The following is a 25,247-nucleotide window of genomic DNA, read 5'->3' as shown; positions in this document are numbered from 1 at the left end:
CCGCCCGAGCGTAGACCATGACAATGGGCATTGGAAGGGTTATTCGTTTTTCGGTGGTCGCCGCGGGGCCCCGCTCAGCTCGCGGGATTCGCCGCGGTAGGGCCGATCGGCCTAGGATTCGGCGGTGATGGATGCGGCGGACGAGCAGGGCGAGGGCCTGGAAGGCCTGGTCGAGGCGATCCCGGTGTACGTGCCCGAGGGCGAGGAGCGCCCCGGGAGGGTGAGCTCGGTGACGGCGGACCCGGTCGCGGGCACGCCGCTGCGGGCGGTGGTCGACTTCGGGTCCACCCCGGAGGGGCGGGACACCGGCCCGGACGTGGAGGTGGCCACCAGGGTCTGGGACGGGCCGGCCGAGGAGCGGGCGCTGCGGGGGCTGTGCGCCGAACGCGCGCTGATGGAGCGCCGTATGCGCGACCCGCAGGGCGGGGCGGCCCTGTCGCTGGGGGAGGACGCGCGCTGGTCGCAGGCCGAGCTGTCCGTGGACGGCGGAGCGGTGCGGGCCGTGGTGCTGGTGACGGGGATGTGCTGGGTGGCCGCGGCAGAGGCCGAGGAGGGCGTGCTGGTGCGCGTCTACACCCCGGCGCCGGGCCCGGGGCCGCTGCGCCTGGTCCGGGTGCGCGACGCGTCGCTGCTGGAGCCGATGCGCGGCCGCGGCTGAGCGCGGTGCCGCAGTGCGCCGACACCGCCCGCGCCGTCGCGCACGGGCACGGCACCGGCCCCACTGCGAAGTCCCGGGACGGAAAACCGGCAGGAGTCGTTGGCCGACCGGGGGATCGGTGTTCTTCGGGGCCCGCCGCTGGGGTCGCTTCGTCCGCCCGGCGGGGCCGCGGCCCGAGGTCCGTGCCTCTGCGACGCCCCGGCGGTGGAGGGAGCAGGGCCGTGGAGCGCGCTTCCCGCGCCTTCCTGCGGCCGGTCGCGGCTTCGGGAGGTAAGGGCTCGATAGGGTCGCCGGGTCCCTGCGATCACCGGGTCCTCGGGGCCGGTGCACCGAGGAGCCGCCGATGCGCCGCTGTGATTCCGCCTATTCCGCCTACGCCGCGCGTGTGGCCGCCTACGGGACCGTGGCCGCTCACCTGTCGTCGTTGAGCGACCGGCGGCTCGCTGAGGCCGTGTCGTCCGCCTCCGCGGTCGGATCCGGCATCGGCGGCAGGTCCGCGGAGTTGGACGTCGACGGCACGCCCGTCTTCGTCAAGAGGGTGCCGTTGACCGACGTGGAGGCCCGGCCGGAGAACGTCCATTCCACCGCGAACCTCTTCGGCCTGCCGGTGTTCTACCAGTACGGGGCGGGCTCGGCCGGGTTCGGCGCCTGGCGGGAGCTGGCGGTCCACGCCATGGCCGGCGCCTGGGTCCTGGAAGGGCGGCACGAGGGCTTTCCCTTGATGTACCACTGGCGTGTGCTGCCCGATTCCCCTCCCGAGGGCTTCGTGGACGAGTTCGGCGGCATCGACGGCGCGGTCGCCCACTGGGAGGGCTCACCGGCCGTGCGCGAGCGGCTGGAGGCCATCGGTCGCTGCTCCCGCAGCCTGGTGCTCTTCCTCGAGCACGTGCCGCAGACGCTGGGTGCGTGGTTGGGCGCGCACCGGGGGAACGCGGCTCGGGCCGGCGACGGCTCCGCGTATCGGTGGGTGGAGGAGGCCTTGGTGCGGGGAGCGGCGTTCATGAGCTCTCGCGGGCTCGTGCACTTCGATGTCCATTTCGACAACCTGCTGACCGACGGCCGTTCGATCTACTTCGCGGACTTCGGGCTGGCCCTGAGCTCGGGATTCGCGCTCTCAGCCGCCGAGGAGCGGTTCCTTGCGGACCATCTGGCCTACGACCGCCATTCGGCCGCGAGCCATCTGCTCCGCCACCTCGTCGACCCCCTTCGGGGCGACACGGACGGACACGTGTTCCTTCGGGAGTGGTGCGCCGGCCGAAAGCCCGGCGGTGTTCCCGCGGGGATCGCGGGGATCATCGACCGGCACGCCCGGCCCGTCCTCGTCCTGGACGGCTTCCACCGCCGGCTGCTCACGCGGAGCAAGAGGACCCCCTTCCCGGCCGCCGATCTCGACCGCGCGGCGGCCGAGGCGGCATGGTCGGGCAGGCAGTGCACGGTCTCGGCCCCCAGGAGGACGGGCGGGGGATGACGGATTCTCGCGTTGCGGTGTCCGCTTGGAGGGGGACGCCAGGGGGCCCTGTCGGCACCGGTGACGGCCGTTCGTTGGGCCGTACGGCGGGGCGGAGCCTAGAGTCGCGTCCATGGTGAACGTTCTCAGTAGCAGGTTCGTGATCAGGCCGACCGACATGGAGCGCAGCCTGGCGTTCTACCGGGATGTGCTGGGACTGGCGGTCTACCGCGAGTTCGCCACCGGGGAAGGGGCGTGGGGGACGGTCTTCTTCCTGGGCGGCGGCTTCCTGGAGCTCTCGGGGGGTTCGCGGGTGCGGCCCGAGCCGCAGGCCACGCAGCTGTGGCTGCAGGTGGAGGACGCCACCAGTGCACAGCAGGAGCTGTCGGAGCGCGGGTGCGTGATCATGCGCGAGCCGCGGCGGGAGCCGTGGGGGCTGATCGAGATGCATGTGACCGACCCCGACGGACTTCTCCTGCACATCGTGGAGGTCCCGACCGACCACCCTCTCAGGGTGCGCAGGGACGTCCCGTCCGAAGGGCGGTGACAGGGGAGCGGTCCCAGGGGCGGCGGCACCGGGCAGATACGGTGCGGGCGGGCGACGACGGCGGTCCCGCCCGCCGGGCACGGAACCACCACAGGAGGCGGAGCGCGCTGGGGAAGACGCCGCCGGAAGAGGGACGGGCCCTGAGGTAGGGACTAGTCCGGGCGGGGCGTTCGACGGCACACAGAACAAGTACTTTGAATCTACGCCATAAAGGCAGCACTGGTTGCCAGCAACCAGCCACTGCATACCGAAATCGTGCGGCTACGCCGCACTCATCTTCTGAAGCGCGCCCCGCCCACGACGAAATGGAGCTTTCGGGCATAGCGCCTGTCCCTGTCCGAGGAGAGGCGTGTCCGCGGCCGTGTACGGCAGCGGAACGGACCCACAGGGCTGCGCTCGAATCCCGGTAAGGCGGGGGGGCGTGGCGGCCGAGGCGGGCACTCAGGGCGCCCTGGGAGGCTTTCGCCTAGTGGCCCGATCGCTCTGGGCCCCAGGGCAAGGCGGCCCCTCGCTTCCCCTCCCCTACTCCTCGACCCGGTCCTCCAGGCCCGCGACCATGAGGCGGCGCGGCCCCGGGCCCTCCTCGGAAAGGCGGTCGTAGGGGTTGGACAGCACGCACCGCTCCAAGGAGAGGCAGCCGCAGCCGATGCAGTCGCTGAGGTCGTTGCGCAGCCGCTCCAGCTGTTCGATCCGGGCGTCCAGCTCCGAACGCCAGCCGCGGGACAGGCGCGCCCAGTCCTCCACGGTCGGGGTGCGCTCGTCGGGCAGGCTCTCCAGGGCGGTGCGGATGCGCGCCAGCGGGATGCCCACGCGCTGGCTGACCTTGATGAAGGCGATGCGCCGCAGGGTGTCGCGGGCGTAGCGGCGCTGGTTGCCGGCGGTGCGGCGGCTGGTGATGAGCCCTTGGCGCTCGTAGAAGTGCAGGGCCGAGACGGCCACGCCGCTGCGCTCTGCGACCTGGCCCACGGTGAGCTCCTTGCGCTTCCAGGCCTCCTGGGCCACCTGCGGCCTCCCCTCGCACGCCCTGCGTCGGGCACGAGGGTAGCCCACCGCGCCGGGTGGGGCCGCGGGCGGCCGCCGTGCGTGCGGTTGGGAGAGGCGCTGCTGCTGTGCGCGAGCGAGTGGGAGACCAATGCGGCGCGGCATTCGCGGTCGGGGCTGCCGGGCGAGGTGTTCACGGCTTCGCTGTGGCAGGGCGCGGAGGGGTGTGCCTGGAGGTGCGCGGACTGGGGTTCGTGAGCGCGTTGTGCGGTGGGCGTGTGGGCGGCACGGTGCCGCCGCATCCGCAGGGGCACACGGTCTGGTGTGAGCTGGTGGCCGGGGAGCCGGCCGGCCGGCCAGGGCCGGTGGCGCGGTCGTGCCCGCGTGGTCCGGCCGGCCGACTCGGCGTGGGCATGTGTCGGCTTGCGGTGGCGGCGGTTCCTGCTCTGCGCTCTGTCGTCTTCTCTTCGGGTGTGCGGCCGTCGTCGCCCCGAACCGGGGGCGTGTCTGGGTGGTGCCGGGGGTGTTCGCGTGCGGTGTGGGCGTGTGTCCGTCGGCCGGGGTGCGGGGTGTCAGGCGGGGGTGAGGGGGATGCGGCCCTCTTCGAGGGCGGTGAGCACGGCGGCGGCTCCGCCTTTGGCCGCTGCGGTCAGGCCGAGGGTGGAGGGGTGGATGAGGTCGCCGGGGGGCGGGGCGTGCATGTGGGTGCGGGCGGTCCGGCGTGCGGGGGGCAGGAGCCAGGGGGCCAGGTCGGTGTAGTAGCCGCCGAGGATGATGGCGGCGGGGTCGAGGAGGTTGGCGAGGATGGCGCAGCCCTGGCCGAGGCGGTGTCCGGCGCGGGTGAGGGCGGTGAGGGCGCGGGGGTCGCCGTTGCGGGCGTTGTCGGCGGTGGTGGCGACGGCGTGGGTGAGGGCGGTGTTGGTGGGGCTGTGGGGGTCGGGAGCGGTTCCGGCGGCGTGGAGGATGGCGTCGATCCCGGCGAGGGCTTCGAGGCAGCCGCGGCGGCCGCAGGCGCAGTGGGGGCCGTCGGGTTCGAGGGTGACGTGGCCGATCTCGCCGGCGTGGCCGCGGGTGCCGGTCAGGGGGGTGCCGCCGGTGAGGATGCCGGCGCCGAGGCCGACTTCGCCGGTGAGGTAGACGAGGTCGGGGGTGTGGGCGAGGTGGCCGAAGCGGTGTTCGGCCAGGGCGGCGAGGGTGGCGTCGTTGCCGGTGATGTGGGGGCCGGTGGGTGCGGGGGGCGGGGGGAGGAGGTCGGTGAAGGGGGTGTGGGTCCAGCCCAGGGGCGGGGAGGTGAGGACGGTGTGGGTGGCGGGGTCGATGAGGCCGGGGATGGCGATGCCGGTGCCCAGGAGGGTGCGGTGGGCCAGGGCGGGGTGGTTCAGGGCGCGGGTGATGAGGTCGGCGGCGGCCTGGGCGGTGGCGTGCGGGGTGGTGGTGCGGGTGTCGTGGTCGGTGTGCAGGGCGAGGAGTTCGCCGCCGGTGGGGTCCAGGGCGCTGGCGGCGAGGTAGTCGGCGTTGACTTCGAGGCCGAGGACGGCGCGGCGGGCGGGGTCGGGGCCGAGCATGAGGGCGGGGCGGCCGGCGGTGGGGGTGTGGTGGGGGCCGTGTTCGGTGATGAGGCCGGCGGCGGTGAGTTCGTCGACGAGGCTGGAGACGGTGGATTTGGTCAGGCCGCTGGCGGTGGCCAGGCGGGCGCGGGAGCAGGGGGCGTGGGTGCGCAGGGTGCGCAGGATGAGGCCGAGGTTGGCGGCGCGGATGGTGTGTTTGGTGGCGGGGCGGTCGGTGGTGGTCACGGGGCCATTGTGTCGTGGTCGGGTGGGGTGTGCGGGGGTGGTGGGGCATTGACGCGGGGTTTGTTCGGTGACCAGACTAATGGGGGTCGGCAACGCTTCTTCCCCCGAGGAGGTCCCTGATGGACTACCGCCCCCGCCCCGAGGACAGGTTCAGCTTCGGTCTGTGGACCGTGGGCTGGCAGGGCGTGAACACCTTCGGTGCGGCGGTGCGCGAGCCGCTGGACCCGGTGCGCGCGGTGCACGAGCTGGCGGGCCTGGGCGCCTGGGGGGTGAGCTTCCACGACGAGGACCTGATCCCGGCGGGCACCGGCGGGGCCGAGCGCGAGCGCATCGTGGAGCGCTTCACCAAGGCGCTGGAGGAGACGGGGCTGGCGGTGCCGATGGCCACCACCAACCTGTTCAGCGATCCGGTGTTCCGTGACGGGGGGTTCACCTCCAACAGCCGCCGGGTGCGGCGGCTGGCGCTGCGCAAGGCGGCGGCCAACATCGACCTGGCGGCGCGGCTGGGGGCGCGCACCTACGTGTGCTGGGGCGGCCAGGACGGGGCCGAGAGCGAGGCGGGCAAGGACGGGCGCGCGGCGCTGGAGCGGCTGCGGGAGGCCTTCGACGCGCTGTGCGGCTACATCCGCGAGCAGGGCCATGATCTGCGGCTGGCGGTGGAGCCCAAGCCGAACGAGCCGCGGGGCGATGTGCTGCTGCCGACGGTGGGGCACGCGCTGGCGTTCATCTCGGAGCTGGAGCACCCGGAGATGGTGGGGGTCAACCCGGAGGTGGGCCATGAGCAGATGGCGGGGTTGAACGTCGTGCACGGGGTGGCGCAGGCGCTGTGGCACGGCAAGCTGTTCCACATCGACCTGAACGGGCAGCGGGGGGTCAAGTACGACCAGGACCTGCGGTTCGGGGGCGGTGACCTGCGTGAGGCGTTCTTCCTGGTGGACCTGTTGGAGCGTGAGGGGTACGCGGGGCCGCGGCACTTCGACTTCAAGCCGCCGCGCACCGAGGACGATGCGGGGGTGTGGGAGTCGGCGCGGGCGTGCATGCGCAACTACCTGATCCTGCGGGAGCGGGCGGCGGCGTTTCGGGCCGATCCGGAGGTGGCCGAGGCGCTGGAGGCCTCGCGGGTGGGCGAGCTGGCGGAGCCGACGCTGGGTGCGGGGGAGTCGTTGGCCTCGGTGGCGGGCGAGCGGGAGGCGGACCTGGAGGGGCTGCGGGCCCGGGGGTACGGGTTCGAGCGGCTGGACCAGTTGGCGACCGAGTTCATGCTGGGTGTGCGCGGGTAGTGCGCGGCGCCAGGGCCCGGACCCCCTTGGGGTCCGGGCCCTTTTGCCGTGCGGGGTGTTGCGGGGTCGGGGGCGAGGAGGGTTGCTGCGGGATTCAGCGGTAGTGCCTCTCCCCGCTCGCCGGCCAAGGCCGCAGAATGCGCTGTCTGGGTTTGTTCGTGAGAGCGGACAGCGTTTGTCGATGAGTTTCGGCAGCGCCTCCATCCGTCGCAGGGTCGTGTCGATGACTCCTGGCAGCACTGCGTGCGACGGGGCGCACCTTGCCCTTCCTCGATAGTCGCCCCCACCGCCGCCTGCGAAGCCGCGGGTCAAGGTGGAGCGCCCGCAGCGAAGCGAGGACGAACGACCTTGAGGTGCGGCGAGCGGCGGCCACACTCGGCGACGAGGAAGGCGCTGGCGTTGTCGGAACTCATCAACACGACCACGCCGCAGAGGGTCTTGAGCGCCTCCAGAACTCATCGATAAGTGCTGCTACTTCTCATCGACATAGCCACGCTGTCGCTACTCACGGGTTGCTTGTCCCGTCGCCGGGTGTGCGGGCAGGCTCCCTTTCTTCGACGGCGGGGTGGACGGGTGCTTGGCGGAAGCGAACTGTCCCGTGGCGATCAGGACCACGACGAGCGCGAGCGGCACGATCCACCCGCTCCAGCCGAGGATCGTCGCCTGCGTGGTGTCGACGTGCTCTCCCGCCGCGGCGAAGAGGAGGTAGGTCCCGCCCGCCGCGTTGAACGCGGCATGTGCCAGGGCTGCGGGCCACACGGATCCCGATCGGAGCCTCAGCCAGCCGAAGACCGCGCCGATCAGAACGCACATGGCCACCATCGCGGTCAAGCCGAGCCAGCCCGGTGCATCGGGGTAGTTGTACCCGAGGAGGATGAGCGGGGCGTGCCAAAGGCCCCAGATCACGCCGGAGACCAGGAGGGCCGGCAGAGTGCCGAGCGGCATCAGTTTCGGGAGCAGCCACCCGCGCCACCCGAGTTCCTCGCCCAGCGCCGGGATGAGGTTGATGAACGCCGCCAAGGGGAGCAGGGCGATCTGGAGGGCGATGAGCGCGCCGACCGGTATCGGGATCTCGGCCGCTCCTGCGGTGCCCGCCTGCTCGTCGAGGGCCTGCTGGAAGGCGGAGAAGTTCGTGAAGTCGGCCGGATAGACCCCCAGCAGCGCGCCGACCGGGAGCGCCGCCAGGACCAGCGCGATGGAGACGAAGATTCCCAGCGCCGAGTAGACGAGGAGTCTGCGAACCGGTCTGAGCGGCCACAGTCCGAGCGTCCACGCCTTCTGCTGCGGCCGCTCCACGAAGAACACGACGATGAGGGCGGCGATCGCGGGGGTCATCATCGTGGCGGTCGCCACGGGGGTGAACCAGGGGCTGGCGAGTCCGTCACCGAACCAGAGAGGGAGCGCGAGGAGCCAGGCGAGCGCGAAGGCCAGGGCGGTGAATACGCCGATGGGTCGCAGGTCCCGGCCGCTCATGCGGGGCCCGCTAGGAGGCGTGGTCGTCTTCGGTCCGCCCGGAGATCCGTCGGTCACGACATCTGCCCTTCGAGGATGTGCAGGCCGGCGATGGTGCGGTCGTCGCGGAACGCGATCCGTGCCGTGTAGTCGCCCGCCTCGAACGAGAGCGGCGTGTTCGTGATGGTCACGTCGCCGGCCCGGGTGACCTCCGGCTCTCCGAGCCTCTCGAAGGCTCCTGACAGGCCGACGATCTGTGCCCACGCGGCCGCGAGCGCGTCCTCCGGCAGGCCGTCGCGCATGGTCGGATCGAACTGCTCGGTGACACGCGCCCATTGCCCGGAAGCGAGGTCCTCGATCGTCGAGGCTGCCAGTTCGGCGGCGCCGGAGAGCGGGGTGGTGTTCATGGGTTCTCCTGTTCTGGGGTCGATCGGTCTGCCATAGCGCTGGAACGCCGCTTGCCTGCTCACGCCGAGCGCGTCACCGATGACCTGCCACGTAGCGCCGTTCTGGCGCGCCTGCTGCACGACAGCACGCACGACGTCATCGGCGGCCGCCTGCATGCTCACGGCACGCCCTATCGCGTCGGCCCAGTCGTCGTCCTTGGTCAGGACACGTGCCGCGAGGAGCGCCTCCATGCGCGTTTTCAAGGCCCGCAACGCATCTGTCAATCGTTCTTGCATCTGTAAAGCCTATCTTTACAACCGGCTGTGCGCCAGGAGGGTGCGCGCAACGATGTGCGGGGCTGCCCGACCGGGTGTGTCCGCCCACCGTGAGGGCTCATCCACCGACTCGTGCGCCCCGGGGACAAGCCCACCGTCCAGGAGGCCGACCGGCTGGGCCGCAGCCTCCCCGAGGGGCTGATCGTGCTCCACGACCTGTTCGGGCAAGGGGCGGCGGTCAAGGTCCCGGACGGCATCGCCGCCGGAGAGCGCACCGAGCGCAGCCCGATCCTGGACCCGGCGCTCGCCCCGCCCGAGGACCGCCGACGCGACATCGTCCGCACGACCCGCAGCGGCCTGGCCTCGGCCGCCCGGACCGGGGGCAAGGGCGGCCGAGGCCGTGTGGTCGGCGCCGACAAGCGACGGGCGATCCTGGCCCGCCGCGCCGAGGGCCCATCGCCACGCGAGATCGCCCGCGGGGTCGGGGTGAGCCCGGCCGTCGTGCACGGCCAGGTCTAAGCAGCGGAGAACGACCCCGAGCAGCAGTAGCTCAGCTACCTGACGACCCGGCCCCTGCGCCTTCCGGGCTCACCTGGTTCGCCCCCCCGAGATCGCCGGCCTCGCCACGATCCGCGCCGCCCTGGTCGGCGCCCTCCAGGCGGGCTGCGACGACCTGACCGTCCGTGCGTCCAGCGACCGCCGTCCCATCCCCTCCACCGATCGGGCCGAGGAGGACCGCCATGGTGGACCCTGCCGCCGACCGACGCTCCCGCCTGGCCCCGAAGGCGCTCGGGGGCCTGGCCGCCGTGGCGTGCTGCGCGCCGGCGGTGCCGACCACGGCCGGGGTCGTGGGCGTGCTCGCCGCCGGAACCCGGTGGCTCGACCGGCGCCCCCGCTTGTCCAGGTCGCCCGCCGACGGCTCGTCGGGGAAGCGGCCGTAGCGGGCGATCCGCTCAGTCGCCCAGGTCGCGGCTCTACCGTCGCGGCTCTACCGCTGAACCCTGGGGCGATCCTCCTCGGCCCCCGTCAGGCGCGGGCGTCGGCGAGGCGGCCCTGGATCATCAGGTCCATGACGGCCATGTAGCGGTGGGTGCGGGCCCGGCCCAGGACGAAGGGGTTGGGGCCGTGGGGGTCGCGGCGGATTTGTTCCATGCGCTGCAGGCCGTGGTCGTTGGGGTGGGCGGAGAGTTCGACGTCGGCGCCGGCGCGGTGCATGCGGGTGCGGAAGCGGTCGATGGAGTCCAGGTAGTCGGCGAGGTGCTCGGGTTCGGCGGGCGGGTTGGTGCCGCCCCAGAGCATGGCGGTGTGGGGGCGGCCGCGGTGGTGGACGCCGAAGAGGGGCGAGACGGTGCCGGGGGTGGCGGCGTGTGCGGGGGCGGGTGCCAGGGGGAGTGCGGCGGCGGTCAGGGCGCCCATGCCGAGGCGGGCCAGGGTGCGGCGGGTGAGGGGGGTGCTCGCGCATGCGGGCGCTCCTTGCCGTGTGGTGTGGTGGGTGTGGTCCCGGTGGGTGGGATGCGGTGGGGCGGCGGGGTGTTCGCGCTGGTTTGCGGCTCGTCTTTGGGGCGGGTGCGCGTCCTGGGCCGCGCCGCGGTGCACTGGCCGGGCCCACGCGGTGCCGGGGCCGGGGCGGGGGCGGGGAGGAGCCGCCGCCGACCACGCGGGGGCCGGAGTGGATCGGGGATACGGGACCCGTACACGTTGAGCAGTGGGGACAAGGGCCTGCTGATGGCCTTGGGGGGATGTACTCCCTGGGCGGTGTCGCGGGGTACGGAGCCAACGGAGGACACCCCTGAGCGGTTCGGGCCGGTCCAGCGGGTCAGGCTGGCGTTCCTGCGCTGCGTGAGCGGTGTGGACGGCTCGGACGGGGAGGCGGTGCGGTCGGATGCGGTCGGCGGTGGGCGCCCGCCCCGTGCCCCCGGTACCGGCCGCCGGCCTGAGCGCCGACGGCAAGCCCTCGGATGCACGGAGCACAAGGGGGGCCGCGCGCGGTACGCGCGGCCCCCCTTGTCGTGTGTGCGGGCGGGTCAGCCCCGGCGGTCGTGCAGGGCCTGGATGATGCGGGGGCGCATCTGGGCGGCGCTGATGACCTCGTCGACCGAGCCGACCTCGACGGCGCGCCGGATGCTGTGCACGGCGTCGAACTCGGCGGCGACCTCGCCCAGCTTCTCGGCGCGCACCGAGCCGCGCAGCTCCTCCAGCTCGGCGGCCAGGGCGGCGCGTTCGGTGCCCTCGGCCGCCGCCGTGCGCTCCTGCAGGGCCTGCAGGCGGGGGTCGGCGGCGGTGCGGGCGTCGACCTCGCCGGAGAAGACCACGGCCGCGGCCGGGGCGCCGCCCAGCACCGAGGCGTAGGAGCCCTCCAGGGCCAGCACCGTCATGTTCGGGTTGAGGGCCTTGGAGAAGACCACGAAGGCTCCGCCGTGGTAGCGGGAGATGACGCAGAAGACGATGGGCCCGTCGAAGTTGACGACGGCCCGGCCGATCTCGGCGCCGTACTCCAGCTGCAGCTTGCGCATGGACTCGGGTGAGCCGTCGAAGCCGGAGAGGTTGGCCAGCACCACCAGGGGGCGGTTGCCGCTGGCGGCGTTGATGGCGCGGGCGGCCTTCTTGGAGGCCTGGGGGAAGAGGGTCCCGGCGGTGTAGGCGTCGGGGCCGTCGGTGGGCGGGAAGCCGTGGCGGGGCAGGTTCTTGGACTCGATGCCCAGCAGGCACACCGGTGTGCCGCCCAGGTGGGCGTCGGCGACCACGGCGTTGTGGGCGTCGGCCATGTCGGCCCAGCGCTCCAGGAGGGCGTGGTCCTGGTCGGACAGGGCGCGCATGACGGTGCGGATGTCGAAGGGCTTCTTGCGGTCGGGGTTGTGCTCGGCGGAGAAGATCTGGCCGACCGTGGTGAAGTCGCTGCCCTCGGCGGTGTGGGGGTAGGGGCTGATGTCGCGGTCGGCGGGGTCGGTGGTGGCGGCGCGGCGGGGGGCGGTCTCGCCGGGGGCGGTGTAGGTGTGGTCGTAGTGGGCCATGAGCACGCCGTGGGCGGCGGGCAGGTCGCGGGCCCAGTACTGGGCCTGGCCGTTGGGGCCCATGATGCGGTCGTGGCCGCCGATGCCGAAGTTGTCCTCGGCCGAGACGCCGCCGGAGAAGTCCAGGGACTGCTTGCCGGTGAGGACCATGGCCGAGTCGGGGGTCATGACCAGCACGCCCTTGGTGTGCATGAGCATGGTGGCCTCGGCGTTCCAGTAGGGCTGGGCGCCGACGTTGATGCCGGCCACGACCACGTTGATCTCGCCGCCGTCCTGGGTGAAGGTGACGATGCGCTTGAGGGCGGCGGCGACCCAGTCCATGTTCTCGGTTCCGGAGTCCATGGCGATGCGGGCGCCGGCCGACAGGGCGTACCACTCCAGGGGCACGCCCATGCGCTCGGCCTGGTCCAGGGCGGCGATGACGCGGCGGCACTCGGCCTCGGACAGGGCGCCCAGGGCCTTGGTGGGGTCGCCGAGCAGGATCACGCGGGTGATGCCCTGGGGGTGCTTGGCGGTGGGGGTGGTGACGGTGCCGGCGACGATGGCGGCGGTGTTGCGGCCCTTGGGGCGGTCCACGGGCACCAGGCGGCCGTCGGCGTCGAGGTCGTGCTCGGTGAAGTCGCCGAGCATGTCGGTGAGTTCGTAGGGGTAGACGGTGTTGCGGCGTGCGGCGCGCAGCACCTTCTGGCGGTAGGTGTCCAGGGGGCGCACCGGCTCGAGGTCGGGCGGGCCGACGGTGAGCTCGGGGCGGCCGGCGGCGTCGAAGGAGATGCGCACGGCGATCTTGGTCAGGGCGCCGGTGTCGGGGTCGCGGCGGCGGCCGATGAAGGTGATCTCCTCCAGGCCGGCGCCGGCGGTGGTGGGGCGGATCCGTTCGGCGAGCATCTCCATCTCGTCGCGGGTCAGGGTGCTGGGCGGCCAGACGTAGACGACGATGCGGTTGGTGGCCGGGCGCTTGTGTGCGGGGCGGTCGGCCTGGGCGCGGCGGATGGAGTCCAGGCAGGCGGCCAGGGTGCCCTCGGCGGTGGGCAGGGCGACCAGGCGGCCGTCGTTCTCGCGCAGCTCGGTCAGGTCGCGGACCTGGGCGAAGGCGATGAGGCGCTCGTCGGAGGCGTCGGTGCCGGCCTGGGCCTTGAAGAGGTAGACCTCTTCGTCGGTGGAGGGCAGGCGGGTCAGGTCGAAGTCGGCGAAGCGCTCGATCTGCATGCGGCTCGCGATGTGGGGGTGCAGGCCGCGGATGAGGCGCTGCTCGGCCATGCGGTGGCCCCGGCCGGGGTCGGGGCGGAAGGTGAAGTGGTGGTGCATGACGGCGCCGCGGCTGCCGGCCACGGTAGTGGTGACGCGGTTGACCTGCGGGGGCAGGGGGCGGGCGGCCAGGTGTTCGGTCAGGGCGGCGGCGGTGGCCTCGGGGTCCTCGGGCTGGTCCTCCCAGGCCAGGTAGAGGTCGGCGTCCAGGCTGTGCTGGTCGGCGGCGATCTCGGCCAGGCCGGCCAGGGCGCTGTCCAGGTGCTCGAAGGGCAGGGCGGCCGAGGCCAGGCAGGTTCCGTCGCGCTGGGCCAGGGTGAAGTCGGTGCCGGCGGCGGTGGCGGTGCGCACCTCGCTCAGGCCCTTGTTGCCGTAGTAGCGGCGGGTGAGGACCTCGAGCATGACCGAGTTGTCGGCTCGGCCGCGGGCCAGGCGCTGGCCGAGCAGGCGGACGAGGGGCTCGGTGCTGCGCACCATGTGGGCGATGCGCTCGGCGCGGTCGGGGGAGTGGGGGTGGGCGTCCAGGTGGCGCAGGTGGCGGCGGACGTCGGCGTAGACGCGGGCGCGGTTGCGGCGCAGCAGGGGCTGGGCGAACCAGGCGAAGACGACGCCGCGGGCCAGGTCGGCCAGGTGGGGGAAGCGGACCTGGGTGGCGGCGATGAGGCGTTCCAGGGCCAGGCCGACCGGTTCGCGCAGGGTGTGGTCGGGGGCGGGTTCGGTGAGCCAGGTGCGCAGCAGGGCGGCGATGATGCGGGCGTCGGAGGCGGCGCGCTGCTGGGCGAGGAAGGCGCGGAAGACCGCGGACTCCAGGCGGGGGGTGCGGTCGAGGTCGGTGAGGCCGTAGTGGGCCAGGGCGCGGGCCAGGCGGGTGCGGAAGGCCTCGGGCAGGCCGGCGCGGTCCAGGTCCAGGCTCTGCAGGTAGGTGTGGAAGTGCTCGCGGGTGCTGTGGAGGTGCTCCTCGCCGGGGGCGGTGCCCTCGGCGGGGCGGTTGCGGGAGAGTTCGGCCAGGTCGGCGAAGGCCTCGATGATGCCGAGCTCGTCGGCGACGGGGGCGGCGCCCTGGTCGGTGGCGGCGGCGCGGTCGGCGAGGTAGCCGACCAGGTCGGCGTCGGGGTCGTCGGGGTCGGGGTCGAAGCCGAGCATGCGGGCGCGCAGGTCGGCCTGGCCGCGGGCCAGGCGCTGGTGCAGGGGGGTGTGGCCGGGTGCGGGGGGCAGGTCCAGGTGCGCGCTCTGCTCGGCGGGGGCCTGGTCGCCCTCGGCGAGGGGTTCCAGGCGCAGCAGGGCGGCGCCGGTCTCGACCTGGCTGCCGATCTGGACCTGGGAGTCGGCCAGGCGGGCGTCGAAGGGGGCGGTCAGGACCGTCTCCATCTTCATGCTCTCCAGCACCAGGACGGGCTGGCCGGCCTCGACGGTCTGGCCGGGCTGCAGGGGGGTGGCCACGACCAGGGCGGGTGCGGGGGAGCGGACGATGCCGCCTTCGTCGCGGCTGACGCGGTGGGTGGTGCCGTCGATCTCGACGAGGTGGACGGGGCCGTGGGTGGCGGTGAGCAGGCGGTGGCGGTGGCCGTTGACGGTGATCTGGCCGGTGTGGTCGTCGTGGCGGTGCAGGTGCACATGGGCGGTGGCGGTGTTCTCGCCGGAGGCGACGGTGGCGCGGAAGCGGTCGGCGCCGGTGCGGGCCAGGTGGACCTGGTAGGTGGCGCCGCGGAGTTTGAGGGCCAGGGGGCGGTGGGTCTCGTGGCGCACCTGGGGGCGGCCGCCGTAGGCGGTGGCGAGCAGGTGGTCGCGGGCGGCGCCCTCTTCCTCCTCGTAGGCCTCGATGGCGGCGGCGATCAGGGCCAGGGTGGAGTGGGGGGCGTTGTTGAGGCGGCCCTGGGCGCGGACGCGGTCGATCCAGCCGGTGTCGGCGGTGGCGCCGGTGACCTCGTCCTGGTCGAGCAGTTCCAGCACGAAGCTCTTGTTGGTGGCGCCGCCTTCGATGACCACGGTGGTCTCGGACAGGGCGCGGCGCAGGCGGGCCAGGGCCTGGTCGCGGTCGCGGCCGTAGGCGATGATCTTGGCGATCATGGAGTCGAACTCGGCGGGGATGGTGTCGCCTTCGGCGACGCCGGTGTCGACGCGGATGCCGGGGCCGGCGGGCAGTTCCAGGCGGGTGATGCGCCCCGGGCAGGGGGCGAAGTCGCGGTCGGGGTCCTCGGCGTTGAGGCGGGCCTCGACGGCGTGGCCGCGCTCTTGGGGGGCGGTGCCGGTGAGGGGGTGGCCGGCGGCGACCTGGAGCTGGGCGGCGACCAGGTCGGTGCCGGTGGTGGCCTCGGTGATGGGGTGTTCGACCTGCAGGCGGGTGTTGACCTCGAGGAAGGCGAAGAGGCGCTGGCCGGGGTGGTAGAGGAATTCGACGGTGGCGGCGCCGCGGTAGCCCACGGCCAGGGCGAGGCGTTCGGCGGAGGCCTTGAGTTCGGCGGTCTGGTCGGCGTCGAGCAGGGGGGAGGCCGATTCCTCGATGATCTTCTGGTTGCGGCGCTGGATGGAGCAGTCGCGCACGCCCAGGGCCCAGGCGGTGCCCTGGCCGTCGGCGATGACCTGGACTTCGACGTGGCGGGCGCCGGTGACCAGGCGTTCGAGGAACAGGGTGCCCGAGCCGAAGGCGCGGGCGGCCTCGGCGGCGGTGCGGTCGAAGGCCTGGGTGAGTTCGTCGGCGTCGTGGATGACGCGGATGCCGCGTCCGCCGCCGCCGGCGGCGGCCTTGAGCATGAGGGGGTAGCCGATGTCGGTGGCGGCGGCCAGGGCGTCGTCGAGGGTGGCCACGGCGCCGCCGCTCCAGGGGGCGACGGGCACGCCGACCTGTTCGGCCAGTTGTTTGGCGCCGATCTTGTCGCCGAGGCGGCGCATGGCCTCGGCGCTGGGGCCGATGAAGGTGATGCCGAGCTGGTCGCAGAGTTCGGCGAAGGCGGGGTCTTCGGCGACGAAGCCCCAGCCGACCCAGGCGGCGTCGGCGCCGGTCTCGGTCAGGGCGCGCTCGAGGGCCTTGGGGTCGAGGTAGGGGCGGGCCGAGGCGGGGCCGATCTGGTAGGCGTGGTCGGCTTCGCGGACGAAGGCGGCGGTGCGGTCGACGTCGGTGTGCAGCGCGATGGTGGCGATGTGCGTGCCGGTCTGGGCGGAGAGGTCGCGTGCTGCGTGGATGAGGCGCATGGCGGCCTCGCCGCGGTTGACGATGGCGATTCGCTTGAACAAGCCGACCGAGCCCTTCTCTTCGTGGTGAGCAGTGAGCGTGTGCGCCGCGGCGGGGGGCCTGCGCGGGGCGGGCGCGGGTGTGCCCCGGCAGGGTTCCACTTTTCCGTGTGCGGTGCGGTGGTGCCATGTCGTTCTCGGCGCAACATTGGCGGGCCGAGTTTGTAGGAATGGGCCAAAGCGCCGGTCCGGGGGCCGGTGGTGGCGGGCCCGGTCGACCAGGGTATGCGGGGCGGGGGTGTGGGGGGTCTCACCCGAGGGGGCGGGGTTCGAACACCGTCGGCGGCGGGTGTTCGAACCCGGGCCGGGGCGGGGTGCGCTCGGGGGTCAGCGCAGGCGGTAGCCGACGAAGTCGGCGATGCGGTGGTAGCCCAGGCGCTGGTAGAGGGCGTTGCTGGTGGGGTTGGCCGGGTCGGTGAACAGCACGACCTCCTGGGCGCCGGCGGCCAGGGCGGTCCTGCTGGCCTGGGCCGTGGCGGCGCCGGCGTAGCCGCGGCCGCGCAGGCGGGAGGGGGTGTAGACGGGGTCGATGCGGACCATGCCGCCCACGAGGGGGGTGGCGGCGGCCATGGCCACGGGGGTGCCGTCGGGGGTCTGCCAGAAGGTGAAGTGCCGGTCGGCGAATCGCGAGGAGTCCCAGGATCCTGAGTCGATCAGGTCGATGGAGGCCTGTTCGGCGACGTCGAGGCAGAACCGGCGGCACCAGCGCACGACCTGCTCGCGGTCCTGCGGGCCGGCGGCGCGTCCGTGGCCCCGGGGTTGAGGAACATCGGAACGAAACCCCGCTCTAAGCGTTTCGTCCCTGCTCGTAGCTTCTGGGGGCATGCCAGTTGATTTCCTCACCGACGAGCAGGCGGCCCGCTACGGCCGCTACGCCGAGCCGCCCTCGCGCGCGCACGTGGACCGCTTCTTCCACCTCGACGACGCCGACTGGGAGCTGATCGCGCCCAAGCGGCGCGAGGCGAACCGCCTCGGCTTCGCCGTGCAGCTGTGCACGGCCCGCGCGCTGGGCACCTTCCCCACCGACCTCGGCGAGGTGCCTGAGAACGCGGTCGCCTACCTCGCCGAGCAGCTCGGCATCGACGACCCCGCCTGCCTGGGCGACTACGCCGTCCGCGAGCAGACCCGCCTGGACCACGCCGAGGAGATCCGCCGCGCGTGCGGGTTCGAGGACTTCTCGGACAAGCAGGACGAGCTGCGGACGTGGCTCCAGGCCCAGGTGTGGACCACCACCGACGGGCCCAAGGCGCTCTTCGACGGGGCGGTCGCCTGGATACTGCGCCGCGCGGTGCTCCTTCCCGGGGTCACGACCCTGACCCGGCTGGTGGCGCAGGTGCGCGAGGAGGTCACCGAACGGCTCTGGACGACGCTGTGCTCCCTGCTCAGCCCGGCCCAGCAGGCCGGGCTGGAGGCCCTGCTCGCCGTGCCGGAAGGACAACGGGCATCCAACCTGGAGCGGCTGCGCCGCGGCCCCACCCGCCGCTCGGGACAGGAGATGGTGCGCGCCCTGGACCGGGTCGCCGAGATCTTCGGCCTGGGGCTGGGCGAGGTCGACCTGTCCGCCTTTCCCGCCCGGCGCATCACCGAGATGGCCCGCTACGGGCTGTCGGGCAAGGCCCCCGTCCTGCGCCGCCACGACGATCCGGGCAGGCTGGCCACCCTGCTGGCCACCGTCGTGCACCTGCAGGCCCGCGCCGTCGACGACGCCCTGGAGCTGCTGGACCTGCTGATGACCACCAAGCTGCTGGCCCAGGCCGAACGGGAGTCGACCAAGGAGCAGGTCAGGCGGCTGCCGCGGATGAACACCGAGTCGGCCAAGCTCGCGGCGGCCGTGGGGGCGCTCTTCGAGGCCACCCCCGGCCCCGGCGACGGCGTCGACGCCGCGGCGGTCAACCTCGCCCAGGTTCTGATGAGGCGGCCCCGTTGATCGAGGCCGACCGGGAGACACGGCGACCCTTGGAGAACTGAGATCCGGGCCCGTCCGGGCGTAGGGTGGTGGCCCGCAGGCGAGCAGGGAGGGGATCGGTGATGCTGCAGATGCGCCCGGCCGCCGCCGAGGACGCCGACGCCGTCGCGGCGATGGTCCGCCGCCGCGCCGCATGGATGCACGAACGAGGGCTGAAGACCGCCTCCGACATCGCCGAGACCCTGGCCGCCCAGGCCGGGGACCCCGACTGGCCGGTGTGGGCCCTCCTTGAGGAGGACGGCGCCCTCCTAGGGTGCACGACCGTGCTGGAGGAGTCCCCCCAGTGGTGCTTCACCGAGGCCGAGCGCGCCGAGCCCGCGCTGTTCCTGGCCTCCACCTGGACCCTGCCCTCCGACGGTCGCCGGTACGGCCGCCTCATCGCCCGCTGGGCCCTGGACCACGCCGCGGCCACCGGGCGCCGGCACGTGCGCCGCGGCTGCTTCCACCACCGCCTGGCCGCCTACTACACCGACGACCAGGGCTGGGAGCTGCTGCGCACCCTTGAGCGGCGCGGCCGCACCGCCTACATCCTCACCCGCCCGGCCGAGCCGCAGCCCGACCTGCCGGTGAAGACAGACGCCTGAGCGAGCGCACCGCGGTCTCCAGCATCAGCGGCCGGTAGACCTCGTACAGGCGGTGGTCGCCGGTCTCGGTGAAGCGGCGCGCGGCCCGGCGCAGCTCGGCCTCGTCCAAGAACCCCTCCTCCACCAGCACCGCCCCCTCGTCCAGCAGCGCGTTCAGCCGGTCGACGCCGTGGCGGACCATGGCCATGTTCAAGATGTGCTGGAAGTTCTCGGCCAGCTCCGGGTGGGCGACGTCGCGGGAGAACCCGGCCGCGCGCAGCCGCGAGCGCAGCAGGTGCTTGTCGGCACGCCAATCGGCGGGCAGCGACTCGGCCAGCCGGACGAACCCGGGGGCGGCCAGCGGGTTGACCGGCCACAGCCCGCGGCGCATGTAGTGCGGGTACAGGGCGGCGAAGGAGTCCAGGATCGACCACAGGGTGGGGCCGATCGGGGCGGCCTGCGGCGGCCCGGCCTCGATCGCCTCCCGGGCGCGCGCACCGAGGTAGGCGGGCAGGTCGTCGGCGCCGATCTCCAGCGGCACCGCCGCCGGTGCCAGGCCGAGGGCCTGGCGTTCCCGTGAGCGCAGCTTCATCGCCTCGTCCCCGCCCAGCCCGGTGAACACCACCTGCTTGTCCGCCGCGGCGTAGGCGTCGAGGAGGGTGTTGCGGGCTTCGCAGTAGGGGCCCTCCTCCGGGTCGAAGGGCTCGCCGCGGTCGCGGGGCCCGCCGGGGGCGAACGGCAGGTGCCCGGCCAGGTCGAGGGTGTGGTCCTCGGCGAATCCGGCGGTGCGCAGCTCGGCACGGCGCCGGGCCTGCTGGGCGCCGACAGGGCCGTGGAACATCATCGCTCCGGTGGCCACGCGGCCGGGGTGCAGGCGGGCGAGGGTGAGGGCGACGTTGGCCGAGTCCATGCCGCCCGACAGGTCGGCCACCGCCCGCTCGGGGGCGTAGTCCCACTGCTCGACGGCCCCGGCCAGGACACGCTCGAAGGCGCCGACCACGTCGGCGTGCGGCCGCAGCTCACGGGGCTGGGCGTGCAGCCCCGGCCCGGGGTAGGCCATCGACAGGCGGGCCCCGTCGAACTCGGCGGTGGCGCGCTCGGTCAGGGTGCACACGTCGGCCAGGACGGTGCGGCGGGAGTAGAGGCCCCGGTAGGTCAGAAAGCCCGTCACCTCCTGGGGGTCGAGCCGGGCGGCGTCGACGTGCGGCGCCACATCGAGCAGGTCCCAGGAGCCGTGCAGCGCCCCGCCGGCCGCGGCCAGGTGCAGCGGGGCGGTGCCCCACTGGCTGGCGTGCAGCCGCACCCGGGCGGGACCGAACTCGATGAGGACGAACCCCAGCGGCCAGGCGAGCGCGTCGGCCAGGGCGCGGTCGTAGGCCCTCTCGCCCACCGCCTGTTCGGGCGGGGGCGCCGGACATCCGCGCAGGCGCTCGCGGTTGACGATGAACCCGCCCCCGTCCGGGCGGTGCACGACGGTCTGCTCCAGGGCGGGGTGGGCGTAGACCTCCAGGAACGGGCCGCCGGGAGCGGCGGCGCGCAGGCCGGGCAGGTCCTCGGCGGTGAACGGGCGGGCCAGGCGAAACCGGAACACTGGGGGCTCCCTTCAAAGGGCGGGGCGGCCCACAGCGTGCGGGCCGCCCCGTGGAGGTCACATCTCGTCGTACTGCTTGGGGTGGTCGCTGGAGCCGTTCTTCTTGGTGTACTCGGCGGCCACCTCCACGGTGGTCAGAACCTCGGGAGACGCGAACAGCTCCTCCAGCTCCTCAGTCCCGGTCTGCGCGGCCGGGCCGCCGGGCGTTGCGGTCGTGCTCGTCATGGTCACCTCCTTTCGGCACGTGACCAGTACAGGACGGATCGGCTTGACCGCCCAGGCCCGAGGGGAAGGGGAGGTGTTGAACGTGTTGAACGCCGGAGGGGCTCTGATGCCGCGACCGCGCACCCCCAACACCGCCCTGGCCGCCCTGGTCTCCCGGACCGGCTGGAGCTATGAGGCGCTGGCCCGTGCCGTCAACCGCGTCGGCGCCGAGACGGGCCTGGACCTGCGCTACGACCGCACCTCGGTGGCGCACTGGCTGACCGGGTCCCGGCCCCGGCCGCCGGTGCCCGGACTCATCGCCGAGGCCGCCGCCCGCCGTCTGGGGCGCCCGGTCGCCCTGGCCGAGACCGGCATGGGTGGCTCCGGCCGGCCGTTCGGGGACGGCGCTCTGGACTGGCGGGGCGGTACCGTGACCGCACTGGCCGAGCTGGGGAGCGCCGACATGGACATCAGCCGACGCCGGATGCTGCGCGGCATCGTCTACTCCGTGGCCGCCGCGGCCGCCGTCCCGGCCTGGGAAGAGATCGCAGACCGGGCCGAGCGCACCGCCGCCGGCACGGGCCCGCGGGTCGGCGAAGGTGAGGTGGAGGCCGTGGCCACGATGGCTGAGGCGTTCTCCACCATCGACGACAGGTTCGGCGGCGGGCACGCCCGCTCGGCCGTGGCCGCCTACATCGCCAACGACCTGACCGGCTGGCTGGCCGCCGAGGCCGTACCCGCCACGCGCCGAGCCCTGCACGCCGCCGCTGCCGATCTGGTCTACCTGGCAGGGTTCATGGCCTGGGACGACGAGGCCCACGGGCTCGCCGAGCGCTACTACCTCCAGGCCCTGCGGCTGGCCGCCGAGGCCGAGGATCCGCTGACCTATGCCACCGTGCTGCGCGGCATGAGCATCCAGGCCGGCGACCTCGGGCACCGCACCGAGGCGCTGCACCTGGTCCAGGCCGCCGCCTCGGCGGCAGGGACGGCGGCGCCGCCGCGCATGCGCGCCTTCCTGCTGGGCCAGGAGGCCGTCGCCCACGCCGCCGTGGGCGATCGCCGCTCAGCGCTGAACTCGTTCGGCCGGGCGGAGCGGCACTTGGAGGCGGCCACCTCGAAGGTGGAGACCTTCGGGTCCTACCACCACGCCAGCCTGGCCTACCAGGAGGCCCACCTGCGCGCCCACCTGGGCGACCTGGACGGCGCCGTTCGGGCGATGCGCACCTCCAACCGGAGACGGCCCGCGGCCGAGCGGCGCTCGCGGGCGATTTCTACCGCCCAGCTCGCCGAGATCCAGTACCGGGCCGGGCACCTGGAAGCCGCCTGTGACTCCTGGGACGCCTTTCTCGACGACTATCCGCATCTGGCCGCGGGCCGGGCCGACGCCGCTGCCCGGCGCATCCGCGGCGCGGCCCGACGCCATCACGGCAACGCGCGCACCCGGCAGGTCGCCGCTCGGCTGAGCGAGGCCTCCGCGCTCCGCTGACCGGGCGACAGCGACGGGATTGCCCTCAAAAGCCACCGGGATCTCTCTCACAAACGACCCGGTTGTGAGAGAGCCGCGAGGGCCCCGACCGGCGCCCCGGGGATCCGGTTCCTCCGGAAGAGGCCGACCTTCACCGGCGCCTTGAGGAACAGGTCCTCCGCCCCTCCGACCCGGAGGCCGAGTAGCCGTCATGGGCAGGGCCCGTGGCCCGGACCTGCGGCTCAACCCTTAGCGCGGGTTTTCGTTCCGATGTTCCTCAACCCCGGAGCCGCGGGCCGGGCGCGGGCGATCCGGGCGTTGAGCTCGGCACCGAGCAGCACCGCCAGCGCGGTGACGTACAAGAAGAGCAGGGCGGCGGCGGGTGCGGCCAGTACGCCGTAGGCGGCCTGGCCGGCGATGGTCAGGGCGAGCAGGGAGCGCAGCGCCAGGCTTCCGCCCAGCCACAGCAGCACTGCGAGCACGGCGCCGGGGACGTCGCGCCGCCACCTGCCTCGCTCCGGGGTCGCCGCACGGTAGAGCAGGACCAGCAGGCCTGTGAAGACGAGGATGGGAACGGGCCAGGAGCCCGCCTCGAGCAGGTGTGCGACGGGCGGGCGGGCCAGGGCGGGGGTCGCGGTGAGGATCCAGCCGGGTGCGGCGACCAGCAGCGGCAGTGCCAGGGCGCCCGCCGCCAGCGCCCCCAGGTAGAGCGCGAAGGCCAGCGCCCGGGACCGGGGCGCCGACCGCAGGCCGTGCATCCCGTAGGCGATGGTGATGGCGTTGACGTAGGTGTTCATGGCGGCCGAGCCGCTCCACAGCACGAGCAGGAACCCGGCCGAGACGACCTCGCCCCGTCCGTGGTGCAGCACGTCGTCCAGGACGGGGCCGATGATCTCCTCGGCGGCGGGGGGCGCCAGGACCTGTCCGGCCGCGGCGAGGAGCCAGTCCTCGACCTCGCCGACCGTGCCGCCGCCGAGCAGCGGGGGCAGGAAGCCGATGGCGGCCACCAGGACCAGCAGCAGGGGGGTCAGGGACAGCAGGGACCAGAACCCGGCTTCGGCCGCCAGCCCCAGGATGCGGTCCTGCCAGGCCCGGGATGCGGTGTCGAGGGCCAGGCGCCGCGCCTGCCGCGCCCGGTCGGCGAGCATGCGTGCGGCGCCGGCGGGCCGTGTGCTCGGCAGCGCACCGGTGCGGGCTCTCACGGCCGGTCGGCGGGGGGCCGCTGTTCGCGGCGCCGGCGGTGCTGGAGGAGGGTGAGGCGGGTGGCGGCTCCGGTGAGGGCGACCACGATTCCGGCGATCATCGCGATGAGCAGGGCGATCGCCAGGGGCAGCTCGCCGCGCAGGGCCAGGAAGGAGACTTCGACGCGGGCGGTGTTGCTGATCAGGAACACGATGAGCAGGGCCGCGAGCAGGACCAGGGCACCGATTGCGGCCCAGACCGCGCCGGCGCGCGCCTGGGGTGCGGAATCGGCGCGGGGCCCGGGCTCGGCCGCCGGTGCGGGGCCGGCGGAGCCTTGGGGGGCGGGCGGGTCGGGTGGTCGGTCCTGTTGTGTGCGGTGGCGGTCGGGCCGGCGTGGGAACGGCATGCCGCATACCCCCTGACGGAAGCCGGTAGGGCGGGCGTCTCGGTTCGAGGATGTCGTCGCGATACCGGTACGGGGCCGATTCTACGCCGGGGTGTCCTGCCTGAGCCCGGCCGCGGGGCCCGAACACCGCGCCCGCGCCGTCTGCGGCTGGTGGCGCGCGGCAGCGGCACCCGGTCTTCTCCTCGCCCGCCCCCCGGCCTCGGGTGCTTCCCGGGCCCCTGTCCTGTGTGCCGGTCGAGGCGGGAGTGGCCGGTGCCTCGGGGGTTCTGCACCCCCCACCCGAATAACGTTAGTGAAATACGTTATCTCGTTACGTAATCCAGGTTTGCAAACACAAAGAAGGCGCGGAACGGCGGGGAATCTGACCCCCGATAAGTGGGCCTTACCGGATGTCAGCTCATGAGGCGGGCCGAACCGTCACCCGGCCCGGCCGGTCCCGCCCAAACGAAACCCCCTCCCCGTGGGGAGCCCCCTGGGCCCGCCCCTGCCGGGAGGCGGCCGGCGGGCGCAGGGGGGGGTGGATCGGAGCAGGTCGGAGGCGTGTGCGGTCACCGCCGCCGCGGGGAAGACGCGCGATGCGGTCGGTGAGGCCCCGGGCGCCGCCGGGGCGGGCGGCGCCCGCCCCAAGGGGAAGGGGCAGCGCAAGATTTGCCGCGCCCTGTCGTAACAGTTACCGTTACGACAAGAGTCGGGCGGCGAGGAGAGTGGGGAGGCCCGCGTGAGCGCCAACAGCAGACTGACCGTCGCGGCGCACGTCCTGACGTGGATCGGGCTGTACCAGCGGCGCGGCCACGAGGTCGCCACCTCCGAGCAGATCGCCACCAGCGCCAGCACCAACCCGGTGGTGATCCGCCGCCTGCTGTCCGAGCTGCGCAGGGCCGGCCTGGCCGATTCGCAGCGGGGGGCGGGGGCGGGCTGGACGCTCACACGGGAGCTGTCGGCGATCACCCTGCTCGACGTCTACCGGGCGATCGAGCCGGGCCCGCTGTTCGCCCTGCACCGCGCCGCACCGGACCCCGAGTGCGTCGTGGGCCAGGGCATCGGGCCGGCGCTGAGCGCCGTGTACGACGGGGTGGAGGCCGCCCTGCGCAGGGAGCTGGCCCAGACCACGTTGGAGGACGTCCTGCAGGACATCCTGAAGGCCGCCTGACCTCAGGCCGTCGGCCTCCCTCGACCGAGGGGGCGCGCCCTGCACCCGTCAATGTAACAAAAATGGTTACGACGAAGATCCGGAGAACCCCATGGGACAGCTGGACGACAGGACCGCCCTGGTCACCGGCGCCTCCAGCGGCATCGGCCCGGCGATCGCCCGCCGCTTCGCCGCCGAGCCCGCCCCGCCCGGCCGCGTCGGCCGCCCCGACGAGGTCGCCGCCACCGCCCTCTACCTGGCCGGCGACCAGAGCACCTTCCCCAGCGGCGCGGAACCGCTCGTCGACGGCGGCGCCACACAGCTCTGAGGGCCCGACCCTCCACACGGGAGGCTTCGGACGCTCCGGGGCCGTCCGGGCCGTGTACTTGCCACCGCCGCAGGTGCAACGGCTTCGACACGGCAAGGGGGCGGCCGTC

General features: G+C 73.7%; 22 protein-coding genes. 11 read left to right on the top strand and 11 right to left on the bottom strand.

The genetic code is table 11. The features are described from left to right. Nucleotides 1-127 precede the first annotated feature (127 nt). From C892_RS0102625 to C892_RS0102615, 3 genes are all read left to right on the top strand, one after another. A complete protein-coding gene (locus C892_RS0102625; RefSeq protein ID WP_017555934.1) occupies nucleotides 128-658 on the top strand; it encodes a hypothetical protein in 531 nt (176 codons plus the stop codon). Nucleotides 659-1,001: 343 nt separating this feature from the next. Beyond that, nucleotides 1,002-2,126: a protein kinase family protein gene (locus tag C892_RS0102620; RefSeq protein ID WP_017555933.1), complete on the top strand. Its 1,125-nt coding sequence runs from the start codon at nucleotides 1,002-1,004 to the stop codon at nucleotides 2,124-2,126. 112 nt (nucleotides 2,127-2,238) lie between these two features. After that, entirely contained in the window at nucleotides 2,239-2,652 is a 414-nt protein-coding gene (locus C892_RS0102615) for a VOC family protein (RefSeq protein ID WP_017555932.1), read from the top strand. Nucleotides 2,653-3,174: 522 nt separating this feature from the next. Here the strand turns inward: C892_RS0102615 and soxR are convergent. Together soxR and C892_RS0102605 are read right to left on the bottom strand one after the other, a co-directional pair. After that, nucleotides 3,175-3,654, bottom strand: a complete 480-nt coding sequence (gene soxR, locus C892_RS0102610; RefSeq protein ID WP_017555931.1) for a redox-sensitive transcriptional activator SoxR — start codon at nucleotides 3,652-3,654, stop codon at nucleotides 3,175-3,177. 551 nt (nucleotides 3,655-4,205) lie between these two features. After that, nucleotides 4,206-5,426 carry an ROK family transcriptional regulator gene (locus C892_RS0102605; RefSeq protein ID WP_017555930.1) on the bottom strand — a complete coding sequence of 407 codons (1,221 nt, stop codon included), beginning with the start codon at nucleotides 5,424-5,426 and terminating at the stop codon, nucleotides 4,206-4,208. 116 nt (nucleotides 5,427-5,542) lie between these two features. Here C892_RS0102605 and xylA point away from each other — a divergent pair, with 116 nt between their 5' ends. After that, nucleotides 5,543-6,706 (top strand): xylose isomerase, encoded by a 1,164-nt coding sequence (gene xylA / locus C892_RS0102600; protein WP_026124096.1) that lies wholly within the window; start codon nucleotides 5,543-5,545, stop codon nucleotides 6,704-6,706. Between the two features lie 501 nt (nucleotides 6,707-7,207). Here xylA and C892_RS0102595 read toward each other — a convergent pair. Further along, a complete protein-coding gene (locus tag C892_RS0102595; RefSeq protein WP_017555928.1) occupies nucleotides 7,208-8,179 on the bottom strand; it encodes a CPBP family intramembrane glutamic endopeptidase in 972 nt (323 codons plus the stop codon). Between the two features lie 53 nt (nucleotides 8,180-8,232). Next, a complete protein-coding gene (locus tag C892_RS0102590) occupies nucleotides 8,233-8,796 on the bottom strand; it encodes a DUF3887 domain-containing protein (protein WP_017555927.1) in 564 nt (187 codons plus the stop codon). Nucleotides 8,797-8,952: 156 nt separating this feature from the next. Between C892_RS0102590 and C892_RS0102585 the strand changes: the two genes are divergently transcribed. Together C892_RS0102585 and C892_RS0102580 are read left to right on the top strand one after the other, a co-directional pair. Further along, complete coding sequence (locus C892_RS0102585; protein ID WP_017555926.1) at nucleotides 8,953-9,339, top strand: helix-turn-helix domain-containing protein; 387 nt, start codon at nucleotides 8,953-8,955, stop codon at nucleotides 9,337-9,339. Nucleotides 9,340-9,560: 221 nt separating this feature from the next. Further along, a complete protein-coding gene (locus tag C892_RS0102580) occupies nucleotides 9,561-9,761 on the top strand; it encodes a hypothetical protein (protein WP_017555925.1) in 201 nt (66 codons plus the stop codon). Nucleotides 9,762-9,846: 85 nt separating this feature from the next. Here C892_RS0102580 and C892_RS28440 read toward each other — a convergent pair whose 3' ends face one another. The 3 genes from C892_RS28440 to C892_RS28435 all read right to left on the bottom strand — a co-directional run bounded on the left by C892_RS28440 (nucleotide 9,847) and on the right by C892_RS28435 (nucleotide 17,015). After that, entirely contained in the window at nucleotides 9,847-10,236 is a 390-nt protein-coding gene (locus C892_RS28440) for an MBL fold metallo-hydrolase (RefSeq protein WP_017555924.1), read from the bottom strand. A gap of 608 nt (nucleotides 10,237-10,844) precedes the next feature. Next, nucleotides 10,845-16,307 (bottom strand): ATP-binding protein, encoded by a 5,463-nt coding sequence (locus C892_RS0102570; RefSeq protein ID WP_017555923.1) that lies wholly within the window; start codon nucleotides 16,305-16,307, stop codon nucleotides 10,845-10,847. Nucleotides 16,308-16,631: 324 nt separating this feature from the next. Beyond that, nucleotides 16,632-17,015, bottom strand: coding sequence for a GNAT family N-acetyltransferase (locus C892_RS28435; RefSeq protein ID WP_017555922.1), 384 nt, complete (start codon nucleotides 17,013-17,015; stop codon nucleotides 16,632-16,634). A 112-nt stretch (nucleotides 17,016-17,127) separates the two neighbouring features. Here C892_RS28435 and C892_RS0102560 point away from each other — a divergent pair, with 112 nt between their 5' ends. Continuing rightward, entirely contained in the window at nucleotides 17,128-18,231 is a 1,104-nt protein-coding gene (locus tag C892_RS0102560) for a DUF4158 domain-containing protein (protein WP_017555921.1), read from the top strand. Between the two features lie 101 nt (nucleotides 18,232-18,332). Continuing rightward, nucleotides 18,333-18,854 (top strand): hypothetical protein, encoded by a 522-nt coding sequence (locus C892_RS0102555; protein ID WP_017555920.1) that lies wholly within the window; start codon nucleotides 18,333-18,335, stop codon nucleotides 18,852-18,854. Here C892_RS0102555 and C892_RS0102550 read toward each other — a convergent pair. Both C892_RS0102550 and C892_RS31555 read right to left on the bottom strand, forming a co-directional pair. Continuing rightward, nucleotides 18,802-20,424 (bottom strand): asparagine synthetase B family protein, encoded by a 1,623-nt coding sequence (locus C892_RS0102550; protein ID WP_017555919.1) that lies wholly within the window; start codon nucleotides 20,422-20,424, stop codon nucleotides 18,802-18,804. The two genes, C892_RS0102555 and C892_RS0102550, sit on opposite strands and share 53 nt — an antisense overlap. A gap of 57 nt (nucleotides 20,425-20,481) precedes the next feature. Further along, nucleotides 20,482-20,649 carry a hypothetical protein gene (locus tag C892_RS31555; RefSeq protein ID WP_017555918.1) on the bottom strand — a complete coding sequence of 56 codons (168 nt, stop codon included), beginning with the start codon at nucleotides 20,647-20,649 and terminating at the stop codon, nucleotides 20,482-20,484. 106 nt (nucleotides 20,650-20,755) lie between these two features. Between C892_RS31555 and C892_RS0102540 the strand changes: the two genes are divergently transcribed. Then, nucleotides 20,756-22,114 (top strand): NsdA family TPR-like regulatory protein, encoded by a 1,359-nt coding sequence (locus C892_RS0102540; protein ID WP_017555917.1) that lies wholly within the window; start codon nucleotides 20,756-20,758, stop codon nucleotides 22,112-22,114. Nucleotides 22,115-22,335: 221 nt separating this feature from the next. Here the strand turns inward: C892_RS0102540 and C892_RS28430 are convergent, their stop codons facing one another. Together C892_RS28430 and C892_RS0102530 are read right to left on the bottom strand one after the other, a co-directional pair. Beyond that, nucleotides 22,336-23,295: a YihY/virulence factor BrkB family protein gene (locus C892_RS28430; RefSeq protein WP_239647236.1), complete on the bottom strand. Its 960-nt coding sequence runs from the start codon at nucleotides 23,293-23,295 to the stop codon at nucleotides 22,336-22,338. Beyond that, on the bottom strand, nucleotides 23,292-23,681 hold the full coding sequence (locus C892_RS0102530; RefSeq protein WP_017555915.1) for a lipopolysaccharide assembly protein LapA domain-containing protein: 390 nt from the start codon (nucleotides 23,679-23,681) through the stop codon (nucleotides 23,292-23,294). The genes C892_RS28430 and C892_RS0102530 overlap by 4 nt, the downstream gene beginning before the upstream one ends. A 718-nt stretch (nucleotides 23,682-24,399) precedes the next feature. On the opposite strand from C892_RS0102530, the gene C892_RS0102520 reads away from it, so the two are divergent. Together C892_RS0102520 and C892_RS0102515 are read left to right on the top strand one after the other, a co-directional pair. After that, entirely contained in the window at nucleotides 24,400-24,831 is a 432-nt protein-coding gene (locus tag C892_RS0102520; protein ID WP_017555913.1) for an Rrf2 family transcriptional regulator, read from the top strand. Between the two features lie 91 nt (nucleotides 24,832-24,922). After that, entirely contained in the window at nucleotides 24,923-25,138 is a 216-nt protein-coding gene (locus C892_RS0102515; protein ID WP_017555912.1) for an SDR family oxidoreductase, read from the top strand. Nucleotides 25,139-25,247 lie beyond the last annotated feature (109 nt).

It is taken from the genome of Nocardiopsis baichengensis YIM 90130 (assembly GCF_000341205.1).
Classification (GTDB): domain Bacteria; phylum Actinomycetota; class Actinomycetes; order Streptosporangiales; family Streptosporangiaceae; genus Nocardiopsis_A; species Nocardiopsis_A halophila.
This window is presented reverse-complemented; position numbering and strand designations above follow the sequence as displayed.

What these genes read in the sequence shown, in the direction of transcription:
- C892_RS0102625 (WP_017555934.1), top strand. Translation starts at nt 128, where the DNA reads ATGGATGCGGCGGACGAGCAGGGCGAGGGCCTGGAAGGCCTGGTCGAG.
- C892_RS0102620 (WP_017555933.1), top strand. Translation starts at nt 1,002, where the DNA reads ATGCGCCGCTGTGATTCCGCCTATTCCGCCTACGCCGCGCGTGTGGCC.
- C892_RS0102615 (WP_017555932.1), top strand. Translation starts at nt 2,239, where the DNA reads ATGGTGAACGTTCTCAGTAGCAGGTTCGTGATCAGGCCGACCGACATG.
- C892_RS0102595 (WP_017555928.1), bottom strand. Translation starts at nt 8,179, where the DNA reads ATGAGCGGCCGGGACCTGCGACCCATCGGCGTATTCACCGCCCTGGCC.
- C892_RS0102590 (WP_017555927.1), bottom strand. Translation starts at nt 8,796, where the DNA reads ATGGAGGCGCTCCTCGCGGCACGTGTCCTGACCAAGGACGACGACTGG.
- C892_RS0102580 (WP_017555925.1), top strand. Translation starts at nt 9,561, where the DNA reads ATGGTGGACCCTGCCGCCGACCGACGCTCCCGCCTGGCCCCGAAGGCG.
- C892_RS28440 (WP_017555924.1), bottom strand. Translation starts at nt 10,236, where the DNA reads ATGGGCGCCCTGACCGCCGCCGCACTCCCCCTGGCACCCGCCCCCGCA.
- C892_RS0102560 (WP_017555921.1), top strand. Translation starts at nt 17,128, where the DNA reads ATGCCAGTTGATTTCCTCACCGACGAGCAGGCGGCCCGCTACGGCCGC.
- C892_RS0102555 (WP_017555920.1), top strand. Translation starts at nt 18,333, where the DNA reads ATGCTGCAGATGCGCCCGGCCGCCGCCGAGGACGCCGACGCCGTCGCG.
- C892_RS31555 (WP_017555918.1), bottom strand. Translation starts at nt 20,649, where the DNA reads ATGACGAGCACGACCGCAACGCCCGGCGGCCCGGCCGCGCAGACCGGG.
- C892_RS0102540 (WP_017555917.1), top strand. Translation starts at nt 20,756, where the DNA reads ATGCCGCGACCGCGCACCCCCAACACCGCCCTGGCCGCCCTGGTCTCC.
- C892_RS0102530 (WP_017555915.1), bottom strand. Translation starts at nt 23,681, where the DNA reads ATGCCGTTCCCACGCCGGCCCGACCGCCACCGCACACAACAGGACCGA.
- C892_RS0102515 (WP_017555912.1), top strand. Translation starts at nt 24,923, where the DNA reads ATGGGACAGCTGGACGACAGGACCGCCCTGGTCACCGGCGCCTCCAGC.